At 70.8% G+C, this 12414-nt stretch carries 10 protein-coding genes; 2 read left to right on the top strand and 8 right to left on the bottom strand.

Annotated features, from left to right (window positions below):
* Positions 1–7: 7 nt before the first annotated feature.
* Complete coding sequence (gene nucS / locus LUX31_RS12165) at positions 8–679, bottom strand: endonuclease NucS (RefSeq protein ID WP_189149603.1); 672 nt, start codon at positions 677–679, stop codon at positions 8–10.
* Between the two features lie 298 nt (positions 680–977).
* Between nucS and LUX31_RS12160 the strand changes: the two genes are divergently transcribed.
* Positions 978–1370, top strand: coding sequence for an SCO5389 family protein (locus tag LUX31_RS12160; protein ID WP_105970747.1), 393 nt, complete (start codon positions 978–980; stop codon positions 1368–1370).
* A 100-nt stretch (positions 1371–1470) separates the two neighbouring features.
* Here LUX31_RS12160 and LUX31_RS12155 read toward each other — a convergent pair whose 3' ends face one another.
* Positions 1471–2499 (bottom strand): LLM class flavin-dependent oxidoreductase, encoded by a 1029-nt coding sequence (locus LUX31_RS12155; protein ID WP_235474797.1) that lies wholly within the window; start codon positions 2497–2499, stop codon positions 1471–1473.
* Between the two features lie 291 nt (positions 2500–2790).
* On the opposite strand from LUX31_RS12155, the gene LUX31_RS12150 reads away from it, so the two are divergent.
* Positions 2791–3123, top strand: coding sequence for an ATP/GTP-binding protein (locus LUX31_RS12150; protein ID WP_235474796.1), 333 nt, complete (start codon positions 2791–2793; stop codon positions 3121–3123).
* 40 nt (positions 3124–3163) lie between these two features.
* Here LUX31_RS12150 and LUX31_RS12145 read toward each other — a convergent pair whose 3' ends face one another.
* From LUX31_RS12145 to scy, 6 genes are all read right to left on the bottom strand, one after another.
* Positions 3164–4027, bottom strand: coding sequence for an ABC transporter permease subunit (locus LUX31_RS12145; protein ID WP_235474795.1), 864 nt, complete (start codon positions 4025–4027; stop codon positions 3164–3166).
* Positions 4024–5220, bottom strand: a complete 1197-nt coding sequence (locus LUX31_RS12140; protein ID WP_235474794.1) for an ABC transporter ATP-binding protein — start codon at positions 5218–5220, stop codon at positions 4024–4026. Before LUX31_RS12140 ends, LUX31_RS12145 begins: the two co-directional genes overlap by 4 nt.
* 137 nt (positions 5221–5357) lie before the next feature.
* Positions 5358–6128, bottom strand: coding sequence for an ABC transporter permease (locus LUX31_RS12135; RefSeq protein WP_235474793.1), 771 nt, complete (start codon positions 6126–6128; stop codon positions 5358–5360).
* 2 nt (positions 6129–6130) lie between these two features.
* A complete protein-coding gene (locus tag LUX31_RS12130; RefSeq protein ID WP_235474792.1) occupies positions 6131–7108 on the bottom strand; it encodes an ABC transporter ATP-binding protein in 978 nt (325 codons plus the stop codon).
* 217 nt (positions 7109–7325) lie between these two features.
* A complete protein-coding gene (locus LUX31_RS12125) occupies positions 7326–8264 on the bottom strand; it encodes a cellulose-binding protein (protein ID WP_235474791.1) in 939 nt (312 codons plus the stop codon).
* A gap of 194 nt (positions 8265–8458) precedes the next feature.
* Complete coding sequence (scy, locus tag LUX31_RS12120) at positions 8459–12307, bottom strand: polarized growth protein Scy (RefSeq protein WP_235474790.1); 3849 nt, start codon at positions 12305–12307, stop codon at positions 8459–8461.
* Positions 12308–12414 lie beyond the last annotated feature (107 nt).

Here is a 12414-nt window from a genome sequence, read left to right as displayed (position 1 = left end):
ACAGCCCTCAGAACAGCCGGAGTTTGTCGTCCTCGATGCCCCGCAGCGCGTTGTAGTCCAGCACCGCGCAGCCGATTCCCCGGTCCGTGGCGAGGACGCGGGCCTGGGGTTTGATCTCCTGGGCGGCGAAGATGCCGCGGACCGGCGCGAGGTGCGGGTCGCGGTTCAACAGCTCCAGATAGCGGGTGAGTTGCTCGACGCCGTCTATCTCACCGCGCCGCTTGATCTCGACCGCGACCGTCGCGCCCTCGGAGTCCCGGCACAGGATGTCGACGGGACCGATGGCCGTCATGTACTCGCGGCGGATGAGCGTGTAGCCGTCGCCGAGGGTCTCGATGCGGTCGGCGAGCAGTTCCTGGAGGTGTGCTTCCACGCCGTCCTTGATCAGGCCGGGGTCGACGCCCAATTCGTGGGAGGAATCGTGAAGGATCTCCTCCATCGTGATGATGAGCTTCTCGCCCGCCTTGTTGATGACGGTCCAGATCCCCTCCTCTTCTCCTGCCCCCTCCTTCAACGTGCAGGGCGGAGACATCCAGTTGAGAGGCTTGTAGGCGCGGTCGTCCGCGTGGATCGAGACGCTGCCGTCAGCCTTGACCAGGATGAGACGGGGGGCCGACGGGAGATGAGCGGTGAGCCGGCCCGCGTAGTCCACGGAACAGCGCGCAATGACGAGACGCATGGTCGGCAACGCTACTCGACGCGTGGTGCTCCACGCGATTCGCCCACCTCACAGTGGTGATGAGGGCTTGCTGGGCCGAAGGAACATGCCAGGGGCAACTGTTCGTTGTTGGCTGATTGTGTTCCTACCGGGACGGTTCTGACGGGTCCTGTATCCGCGTTTTCCTGGTGCCGTCACGGCCCGTTGCATACCGTAGTAACCGGGAGGTCGCGATGCATCTACGGAGCGTGCTCGGTGTCGCGGGCTCCCTTTCCCTGTCCGGCAACCCCCGCGACCCGGGGGTGCGAGAGGAGAACCCATGTCGCTCGACGTCTCACCGGCCCTACTCGAACAGGCCGAGCGAGGCGAGGTCGACGAAGCGGAATTCGTCGACTGCGTCCGGACCTCCCTGCCCTACGCGTGGGAGATGATCAGCTCCCTGGTGGCCCAGCTGAAGGTGGACGGCGGAGACTTCGCCGACAACCAGACGCCGCCGCCGGACGAGCAGGCACGTGGGCAGCTGCTGCGTGCGCTGGCGAGTGACGCGATTCGCGGTGCGCTGCAGCGGCACTTCGGTGTGCGGCTGGCCTTTCAGAACTGCCACCGGGTGGCGGTGTTCCCGCTGGACGCCTCTGTCGACGTCAAGCTGGCCCGCTTCACCTCGGTGCGCAGTCAGTTGTTGAACCAGTCCCCGGAATTCCGGGACTGCTGACGTGACTTAGGCACCGGCTTGCCGCTCCGTACGCGGGAGGTGTTTCTGTACGGGGCGGCAAGCTACCTGGGGCAGCGGGCAGTTGGCCGGGCCGACCGGGTCAGCGCAGCTGTGTGAGCACCTCGCTCCCCAGCCGTCGTACGTTCTCCTCGGTGGCCGCCAGGTCGCCGGAGCCCTCGATGAGCAGCGCGAAGCGTGAGATGCCCGTCCGTTCGGACGTGGCCGCGAGCCGGTCGGCGCACAGCCTGGGGGTGCCCACCGGGTGCAGCCCGCAGAGGAGTTCGGTGTACGCCACCGGGTCCCGCATCGAACGAGCCCGGCCGTCCACGGTGACATGTGCTTCCAGCCCCTGACGCAGCCAGCCCGGCATCGCCTTCATCAGCGTCTCGACCGCGTCCGTACGCCGGTCCGCGATCTGGCAGATGCCGGCCGACACATGGGCGGCGCCGTGGATCTCGTCCGCCGGACGCCCCGCCGCACGCGCCAACCGCCGCCACAGGGTGATCATCTCGGCCTTCTCCTCGTCCCCGACATGCATGCCGAGGAGCATCGGCAGCCCGCGCTCGGCGGCCAGCCGCACACTCGCCGGCGAGGTGCACGCGACGACGACCTCCGGCCCCGCGGTCTCCGTCAGCGACTCCGACGGGCTGGGTACGACGGGCACCTCACGGAACCTGAAGCGGTCGCCGTCGGCCGCCACGGACGGTTCGCGCAGCCAGCGGACCAGCAGATCGAGTGATTCCGGGAAGGCCTTCTCGTACGCCTCGATCCCCGTCCCGAACACCTCCAGGTCGACCCACGGACCGCCGCGCCCCACGCCCAGCGTGAACCGCCCGCCGGACGTCAGATGCAGCAGCGCGGCCTGCTCGCCGAGCATCACCGGGTGGGTGGTGGGCAGCACGCTCACCGCCGTACCGACCCGGATACGCCGGGTGCGGCCCAGCAGCAGGGCGGCCAGGGTCGTCGCGGACGGGCAGGTGCCGTACGGCACGAAGTGGTGCTCCGCCAGCCAGACCGTGTCGAGACCTGCCTCCTCGGCGACCTCGGCGGACCGGACCGCTCGGTGCAGCGCCTCCCCCTGGCCCTGGCCCGGGAACTGGGCCGCCAGCACAAAACTTCCTACGCGCATTGCTCTTTCCTGCTTCCTAGGCCCCGACATGGAGCTCCCCCGCTCGGCATAACCGCCCGACACGTGCCGAAGTCACGGCTTGGCGGAGAGATTGGCGGATTGTCTGCAGAATCGGGCAGCCGGGCGAGGAGTGGCCGGGGTGCCGACGGCGGACCGGTGGGGGACCGACGGGGGATTCGAGAAGGGGTTCGAGAGAAGTTCGTACGACGGTGCTGACTTACTTCTACCCCGGATCGCGCCGCGTAGGCTGGAGACGATTCCTGCCCCCTGAACCGCTCCGTGAGGTGTTCCGTGTCCCCGCGCCGCAACCGCCCCCAAGGCCCCGGCTCGCCCGGCCGGAGCGCCGACGAGGACGACTCCGGCCGCTACGGCGGCTTCCAGTCCTCGGAGAGCTGGCAGGGCGAGAGCTGGAACGTCCGGCATGTGGCGGGCGCCAGCGCCCAGGGCAAGACGTACCGCTGCCCGGGCTGCGACCAGCTGATCCCGTCCGGCGTCCCGCACGTCGTCGCGTGGGCCGAGCACGCGGGCGTGGACGACCGCCGGCACTGGCACAAGGCGTGCTGGAACGCGAAGGACCGCCGCACCACGCGGGTGCAGCGGTCCCGTAACTCACCGAGGTTCTGAACTCACCTGTCAGCTCGGTGAGTTCACACGTGGGAGTGAACTACACGTCCCGGCGGTCCAGCAGGACGAAGGCGCCGGCGATCGCCGCGGCGGTCAACCCGGCGAGCAGGCCGAGCTGGGCACCCCCGGCGGCGTTCTCGTCGTCCAGCCCGAAGATCTTGGCGAGGGCGTTGGGCGCGTTGTACTCCAGCATCTTCTCGCCGATGGTCCGCAGGCTCTGGGACATCAGCAGGAACGCGGGCAGGATCGCCGGCACCAGCACGAGCCCCAGCATCGTGGTGATCGCGCCCGCCGAGTGACGCAGCATCGAGCCGACCGCGAGGGCGAGCGTGCCGAGCAGCGAGACGTACAGCGCGCCGATGACGACCGTGCCGCCCCAGGGCTTGCCCCCGCCGCCGTTGTGCATCGACTCGGTCGCCAGACCGACGAAACCGATCGCGAACGCGGACACGACGAACGCGACGCCGAAGAAGATGATCAGCTTGGCGGCGAGCACCCGGTGGCGCTGCGGCGACGCGGTGAACGTCGTACGGATCATGCCCGTGCCGTACTCGGACGAGACGACCAGCACGCCCAGCGTGATCAGGCAGATCTGCCCGAGGATCAGCCCGAAGAACGCGGGGATCGTGTACGGCACGTTCCCGAAGTCCTCGTTGGTCGTCTGCGCGGCGACCAGCAGACCGATGCCGATGACGAGGACCAGGAAGACCCCGAGCGTCCACACAGTGGAGCGCACCGACTTGATCTTCGTCCACTCGGAGGCGAGGGCGTGACCGAGATGCGTGCGCGTGACCGGGATCGGCGAGGTGTAGGCGGCGGCGTACGAAGCGCCGGGCGCCGCCTGCCAGTTCGGCGCCGCCTGCGGCACCGGCGTCTGCGTCGGGGGCTGCTGGGGCGTGCTCATCGGGCGTCCTCGGGCTTGGTCAGGTCGGGGGCGGCGGCAGGAGCGGGCTGCGCGTACGGGTTCGGGTGGGCGCCACCGGGCGCGGCGGGGCCGGCAGGGCCGCCGTACGGCCCCGCGGGCGGTCCTAGCGGCTCCGGCGCCGAGAACGGGGGCTGACCGCCCTCCTGGGGCGGCGGCGGGGCGTACCAGCCCGGCTGGCCCTGCCCCGGCACCGGCATCTGGGGCGGCGGCTGCGCGCCCGGCGGCGGCAGCTGCTGGAGCCCGGCCCGCTGGTCGATGGTCGAGCGGTAGTCGACGGCGCCCTGCGTCATCCGCATGTACGCCTCCTCCAGCGACGCCTGGTGCGGCGACAGCTCCCACAGACGTACGTCGGCGGAGTGCGCGAGGTCGCTGATCCGGGGCAGCGGCAGGCCCATGACACGCAGCGCGCCGTCCTGCTCGGGCAGCACCTGGCCGCCCGCCTCGGTCAGCGCGGCCGTCAGTTTCTCGCGCTGCTGCGGCTCGGTCTCCGGGGTGCGTACGCGCGCGAAGTCGGCGGAGTTGGCGGAGATGAAGTCCCGCACGCTCATGTCGGAGAGCAGCTGTCCGCGCCCGATCACGATGAGGTGGTCGGCGGTCAGCGCCATCTCGCTCATCAGGTGGGAGGAGACGAACACGGTCCGTCCCTCCGCCGCGAGCGCCTTCATCAGGTTGCGCACCCAGAGGATGCCCTCGGGGTCGAGGCCGTTGACCGGCTCGTCGAAGAGCAGCACCTGGGGGTCGCCGAGGAGCGCGGCGGCGATGCCGAGCCGCTGCCCCATACCGAGCGAGAACCCCTTGGAGCGCTTCCGGGCCACGTCCTGGAGCCCGACGACCCCGAGCACCTCGTCCACGCGCCGCGCCGGGATGCCCGACAGCTGGGCCAGGCACAGCAGATGGTTACGGGCGTGCCGGCCGCCGTGCACGGCCTTGGCGTCGAGCAGGGCGCCGACCTGGCGGGGGGCGTTGGGCAGCTTGCGATAGGGGAAGCCGCCGATCGTGACCTGGCCCGAGGTGGGCTGGTCCAGGCCGAGGATCATCCTCATCGTCGTCGACTTGCCCGAGCCGTTGGGGCCGAGAAAGCCGGTCACGGACCCCGGCCGCACCTGGAAGGAAAGGTTGTACACGGCCGTCTTGTCGCCGTAGCGCTTCGTCAGGCCGACTGCCTCGATCATGCTCCGCACCCATCGAAAGGTTCAGGACAGCGGGGCACACGCCCCCGTAAGGGTTAGGAGCTTATCGGGGAGCTGACGGTTCCCCCCAAGGACGAGCAAAAATGTCGGGTCCATGACCGTGCGGAGATATGTGCTGCTCACGCGTCCCGCTTCTTGAGCAGCACGTACCCGCCCAGCAGCGCCACGACGACCCACACCACCATGATCGCGAGCCCGCCCCAAGGCCCGTACGGCGTGTCGTTGTCGACCGGGGTCACCACCTGCATGATCTTGCTGCCCGCCTGGTCCGGCAGATAGCGGGCGATCTTCTCGGTCGCCGAGACCGCGCCCAGGATGTTGGAGATCAGGAAGAAGAACGGCATCAGCACACCGAGCGCCAGCATCGGGCTGCGCAGCATCGCGGCCACGCCCATGGAGAACAGGGCGATGAGCGTCATGTACAGCGCCCCGCCGATCACCGCGCGCAGCACGCCCGGATCGCCGATGGACGTCGAGTGCCCGCCCAGCATCGCCTGCCCGAGGAAGAACGCGGCGAAGCTGGTGACGACCCCGACCGCGAAGGCCAGCCCGGTCGCGACCGCGAGCTTGCTCGCGAGGAACGTGCCGCGCTGCGGTACGGCGGCCAGCGAGGTGCGGATCATGCCGGTGCTGTACTCGTTCGACACGACGAGCACCCCGAACACGATCATCGCGAGCTGCCCGAGACTCATCCCGGCGAAGCTCGTGTACGTCGGGTCGAAGGAGAGCCGGTCCTTCTCGCTGAGGTCGCTCCACTGGTTCTTGAAGAGCAGCGAGATCAGCGCACCGAGCGCGATCGTCACGACGGCCGCGATACCGAGCGTCCACACCGTGGACGCCACCGACCGGATCTTGGTCCACTCGGACCGGAGGACCTGGGTGGCTGCCATGCTCAGTCCTTCTTCCAGCCGTCGCCCCAGGGCCCGGGGGAGGGGGCGGCCGGGAGACCGGCCGAGGGCGGTGTGTCGCTGTGCGCGTGGTACTCGACCGACTCGGCGGTCAGCTGCATGAACGCCTCCTCCAGGGAGGCCTGTTGGGGGCTCAGCTCATGCAGCACGATGTGGTGCTGCGCGGCCAGCTCACCGATCCGCTCGGCCTTCCCGCCGTCCACTTCGAGCGTCTCGGCGCCCGCCTGTACGACGGTGATCCCGGCCGAGTGCAGGACGTCGAGCAGCCGTTCGCGCTGGGGGGAGCGGATACGGACGTACGAGCGCGAGTTCTGGTCGATGAAGTCCGCCATGGAGGTGTCGGCGAGCAGCCGCCCCTGCCCGATGACGACCAGGTGGTCGGCGGTCAGCGCCATCTCGCTCATGAGATGGGAGGAGACGAAGACCGTACGGCCCTGCGCGGCCAGCGATTTCATCAGGTTGCGGATCCAGTGGATGCCCTCGGGGTCGAGGCCGTTGACCGGCTCGTCGAACATCAGGATCCGAGGATCACCGAGCAGCGCGCCCGCGATACCGAGCCGCTGCCCCATCCCGAGCGAGAACCCCTTCGCCTTCTTCCGGGCGACCGCGGTGAGCCCGACGGTGTCGAGCACCTCGTGCACGCGCGAGCTGGGGATGCCGTTGCTCTGGGCGAGACAGAGCAGGTGGTTGAAGGCGCTGCGCCCGCCGTGCATGGCCTTGGCGTCGAGCAGGGCGCCGATGTACTTGAGGGGGTCCTTGAGATGGTCGTAGTGCTGACCGTCGATCCGGACGTCACCGGCGGTGGGGCGGTCGAGGCCGAGCATCATCCGCATGGTGGTGGACTTCCCGGCGCCGTTGGGACCGAGGAAGCCTGTCACGATGCCCGGTCTGACGGTGAACGTCAGATGATTGACCGCCACTTTCTCGCCGTACCGCTTGGTCAGCCCCTCTAGCTCGATCATGCGGCCACGCTAGTTCGGGGGGATGGGGGGTGCCACTTGTGTGCGGCAACTTTTGGTGAACGTGGGTTCGTTTTTTGGGGACTGGTCGCTGTGTGTCGGCTGTCCGCCCGGTGGGGGCTTGTCGCGCAGTTCCCCGCGCCCCTAAAAGACTGCCCGCACCCCCCCGTAGAGAGGTGCGGGCATCTACAGCCGTCAGGCGACCGTTCGTTCCTGCTGCTTACCGGGACTGCTGGGCCGGGACCCCGCGGGTGATCGGCTCGTCGTCCGTCGTCGGGGCGCCGGCGGCTGCGACCGCTGCTCCCGTCAGGGTGGCGAGCATCTCGCGGACGTTCGTCAGCTGGGCGTTGATCGAGTCGCGGCGGTTGGTGAGAGCCGCCAGCTCGCGCTCCGATTCCGAACGGATCCGGTCGGCCTTGGCGTTCGCGTCGGCCACGATGTCCTCGGCCTGGCGCTGGGCCGTCTCGACCGTCTGGCGGGCGCGGCGCTCGGCGTCCGTGCGCAGCTTCTCGGCCTCCAGGCGGAGCTGCTCCGCGCGGTGCTCGATCTCCGCGAGACGCTTCTCGGCCTTGGCCTGACGGGACGCGAGGTCGCGCTCCGACTGCTCGCGGCGCTTGGCGAGGTTCGTCTCGAAGTCCGCGGCGGCCTGGGCGGCCTTGGCGCGGGTCTCCTCGAAGAGGGCGTCCGCCTCCTCACGCTTGGACTGCGCGTCCTTCTGCGCCTCCTGGCGCAGCTGGGAGGCGTCGCTCTTGGCCTTCTCGACGATCCGGACGCCCTCGTCCTCCGCCTTGGACTTGCGGTCCGCAGCGAACGATTCTGCGTCGTTGCGCACCTGCTGAGCCGCCGACTCGGCCAGCTCACGGTGCTGCTCGGCCGCGCGACGGGCCTCCTCGCGCAGGTCCTTCGCCTCCTCCTCGGCGAGGCGGAGGATCTTCTCGACACGCGCGCCGAGACCGGCGTACGACGGCTCTGCGTCGCTGACCTGGGCCTGGGCGTTCTGCGTTTCGAGATGGAGCTCCTCGATGCGCTTTTCCAGAGCAGTGATACGAGCCAGAGCGCTGTCACGGTCGGAGACGAGCTTCGAAATGCGTTCGTCCACCTGAGCGCGGTCGTACCCACGCCGCACAAGCTCGAAGCCGTAGGGGGAAGTGTCGCTCATGGGGTTCCTGTCGAATGAGACCGGTGAGGTGATAGGGGGAATCCTAGGGGTCCAAGCGGCGTGTCATCGAGCAGTCACCCGATTGATATGGAGAATCGGACCCCTTTTGAGTGGCTAACCGGTGTGCTGCTTGCCAAAGAATTGGTCAAAGACCCCAGAAAGCCCCACAGACTGCACGCAACGCGCCCTCCGCGCTAGCCATCTGACGACTTGCCACCCGTACGGGTGACACCTACGGCAGCGCCCGCCTTGACGCCGCCGTCCTTGTTCGCCGACGGGGCCTCAAAGGACTCCAACGCCTCCAGTACGTCCTGGACACGGGAGATCTCCGCCTGGATGTCCTCGCGGCGCCGGACGAGGATCTCCAGTTCACGCTTGCCCTCCTCGACCGTGGCCTTCGCCTCGCGGATCGCCTCGGCGCGGAGTTCCTCGGCCTCCCGGATCAGGGTGGCCTTCTTCTGCTCGGCCTCCTTCAGGAGCCCCTCGGCCTTCTTGACGGCGGCGATCCGGACCTTGCCCGCCTCGGAGTTCGCCTCCGAGACCAGGTCCTTGGCCTTCAGCTCCGCCTTGACGAGCTGCTCCTCGGCGGCCGTGATCAGCGCGTCGCAGCGGTCGCCGGTCGACTTCATCGTCTCGGCGGCCTCGCGGCGGGCCCGCTCGTGCAGGCCCTCGATCTCGGTCGTGATGCGGTCGCGCAGCTCCTCGGCCCGCTCCCTTATGGCGGTGGCGTCCCGGCGCGCGCCGACGAGCAGCTCGTCCGCGTCCGTACGGGCCTTCTCCACCGTCGAGTTGCCCCGGGCCGTCGCCTGGGACACCAGCCGTTCCGCCTCGTTGCGGGCGGCGCCCACCATCGAGTCGGCCTGCGCCTCCGCGTCCGCGGTCGTCTTCTGCGCGGCCTGCTGCGACTCCGACAGAAGCTTGTCGGCCTCGGCGGCCGTCTCCGTGATGAGCGTGTCGACCTGCTCGGCCGCCTCGGAGCGCCGCTTGTTGGCCTCCTTGCGGGCCTCGTCCAGCGTGCTGTCGGCCTCGTCGCGCGCGGTCGACATGAGCCGGTCGGCCTCCGCCGCCGCCTCCGCCTTGACCCGCTCGGCCTCCGCGCGCACCCGCTCCGCGTGCTGCCGCGCCGAACCGACCGTCTCGGCGGCCTCGGCGCGCAGCCGCTCCGCTTCCCCGGTCGCCTCCGAGATCAGCTGGTCGGCCTTGGCCACGGACTCGGCACGTACGCGCTCCGCCTCGGCGTTGGTCTCCTCGGTGAGCCGCTCCGCCTCCGCCGTCACCTCGGAGATCAGCGTGTCGGCCTGCGTCGCCGCGTCCGAACGGATCCGGTTCGCGTCCTCCCGGGCCTCCGCACGGCTGCGCGAAGCGTCCTGCTCGGCGCCCGCGATGGTGTCCGACGCCTCCGTACGCACCCGCTGGGCGTGCGCGGCGGCCTCCTGGCGCAGCCGCTCCGCCTCGGCGATCGCCTCGCCCACCGTGCGCTCGGCGAGCACCTTGGCGTGCTCCGACGCCTCGGACGCCTCGCGCCGCACCCGGCTCGCGTCCTCCGAGGCCCGCTCCCGCTCGGAGTAGGCGTCGGCCCGGACCCGGTCCGCCTCCTCCGACGCCTCGCGCCGCATCCGCTCGGCGACGTGCTCGGCGGCGGAGCGCAGCCCCTGGATCTCCTCCTGGGCCTGATCGTGCAGCCCCGACACCGACTCCCGGACCTGCTGGGCGTGCTGTTCGGCCGCCGACACCATCTCGTTGGCGCGCCGGTCCGCCTCCTCGACCAGCCGTACGGCCTCGGCCTGGGCGTCCTCCACGCGCCTGCGCGCAGACGCCAGCAGCTCCTCGCTCTGCTCGCGGGCCCGCTCGCGTTCCTGGTCGGCCTCCTGGCGGGCGGAACCGAGAGTCTCCTCGGCCTCGCGGCGCCGCCGGGACGCCTCCTCCTGGGCGGCGGCCAGCGTCTCCGACGCCTCCGTCGCCAGCCGCTCGGCGGCGGCCTGCGCCTCCGCCCGTACCCGGTCGGCGGTGTCCTGGGCCTCCGACTTCAGCCGCTCGGCCTCGGCCGCCGCGTCCGACCGCAGGCGTACGGCGATGGCCTCGCCCTCCGCCCGGGACGCGGACGCGTCCGCCGCCGCCTCGTCGCGCAGCCGCTGGATCTCCGCGTCGGCCTGCGCCTGGAGGCTGCGGACCCGCTCGGCGGCCTCGGAACGCAGCCGCTCCGACTCCTCGGCCCCCTCACGGCGGATCCGCTCGGCCTCCGCGCGGGCGTCGGTGAGCGCCTGCTCGGCCGCGATGAGCCGGTCCTCGGCCTCCGTGTGCAGCCGGGTCAGCTCGGCGGCGGCCTCCTCGCGGCGCGCCTCTATGACCCGCTCGGTCTCCTCGCGCAGCTCGCGCGAGGCCTGCTCGGCGTCCGCCGCGATGCCCTCGGCCTGCTCGACGGCCTCCGCGCGGTGCCGCTCGGCCTCCTTGCGGGTGCGCTCCAGGGTTTCCTCGGCCTGCCGGCGCAGCGTCGTCGCGCGCTCGATGGCCTCCGTACGGACCTTCTCGCTGTCCGTCTGGGCGGTCTGGCGCAGCTCGTCCGCGTCCGCCTTCGCCTTGCCGAGCAGCTCCTCGGCGGTCCTGGCCGCCTCCTCGATCTGCTGGACGGCCTCGCGGCGCGCCTCCGCGCGGATGCGCTCGCCCTCGGCGACCGCGTCGGCGCGCAGCTGCTCGGCCTCGCCGCGCAGCCGCCGGGCCTCTTCCTGAAGCTCGACGGTCTTGGCGCGGTACTCCTTGGTGTCGTCCTTCGCCGTGCCCTTGAGCTGCTCGGCGATGTCGTGCGCCTCGGCGCGCAGCCGGTCGGCCTCGGTCTCGGCCTCGGCGCGGATGCGCTCGGCCTCCTCGGTGGCCGCCTTGGTGGTCGACTTCGCTTCCTCGGACGCCCTGTTGAGGACGTCCTCGGCGGTGCGGGCCGCCTTCGCGAGCTGGGAGGCGGTCTCCTCGGCGGTGAGACTGCGGGCGGTCTCCTCGGCCTCGGCGACGATCTTCTCGGCCTTGGCCTTGGCGTCGGCGACGACCTCCTCGGCGGACGCCTTGGTGGCCTCGGCCTCCTGGCTGGCCTCGGTGACCAGCCGGGCGACCTGCTCCTTCGCCGTACGCGTGCGCTGCTCGTTGGCGGACTCGGCGCTGGCGGTCGTCTTGGCCGCGGCCTCCTTGGCCTCGGTGACGACCTTCTCCGCCTCCAGGCGGGCCGTGCGCAGGGCGGCCTCGGCCTCCTGTATCCGCTGCTCGGCGGCCCGGCTCAGCTCGGTGGCCTGGCGGCGGGCGCTGTCCGACTCGGTCGCCGTGGAGCTGCGCAGCTGCTCGGCGTGGTCGGCGGCCTCGCGGGCCTCGGAGGTCGCGCTGTTCAGCAGGCGGTCGGCCTCGGCACGGGCCCGGCGCAGCAGCTGGTCGGCCTCCGCGCGGGCGGCCTCGTTCTCGCTCTGCAGCCGCTGCCTGGCCTCGTTCGCGACCCGCTCGGCCTCGGCCCGGGCGGCGGCCAGCGCCTGCTCGGCCTCGGACCGCGACTCGTCGACCAGCCGGCGCGCCTGGGACTCGCTGCGGGCCCGCAGCTGCTCGGCCCACGCCACGTTCTCGTTGACGTGCGACTCGACGGTCTGGCGGCGCTCGGCCAGTTCCTGGTCGAGCTGCTGGCGCCGGGTCACCGCCTCCTGGTGCAGCTCGGCCTGCAGCCGGGCCGCCTGCTCGGCGTGCTCCTGCAGGATGCGCTGGGTCTGGGCGCGCGCCTGGGACATCTCGCGCTCGGCGTCCTGGCGGAGCTGGTCCGCCTGGATCTGCGCGTTCCGCAGCAACTGCTCGGCCTGATAGCCGATGTCACCGCCGTCATAGGCGGGCCGGGACATGAGAGTGCGGCGCGCCTCGTGAAGCTTGGCGCGCAGCACCTCGACCTGGTAGCCGAGGTCCTCGGCGTGCTGAATCGCCTTTTCCCGCTCGGTCTTCAGCCGCTCCATCTCGGCCTCGAACCGAGAGAGGTGGTCGACGTCAGCCGCCGGCTCTCGCTCCTGGCGTTCGTAGCCCCGCACTGCGCGGTCCCATCCGTCCCTGGTCGCAACCTTCTCCGAACGAGCCACGTCCGTCCGCCGAACGGGGCCCCCGGGGAATGGTGTCAGATCAACGGCGAAGCACGGAC

Origin of the sequence: Streptomyces sp. GQFP (assembly GCF_021545335.1) — a bacterium.
GTDB lineage: Bacteria > Actinomycetota > Actinomycetes > Streptomycetales > Streptomycetaceae > Streptomyces.
The sequence above is the reverse complement of the archived record's forward strand: the minus strand, read 5'-3'. Positions and strand labels throughout refer to the sequence as shown.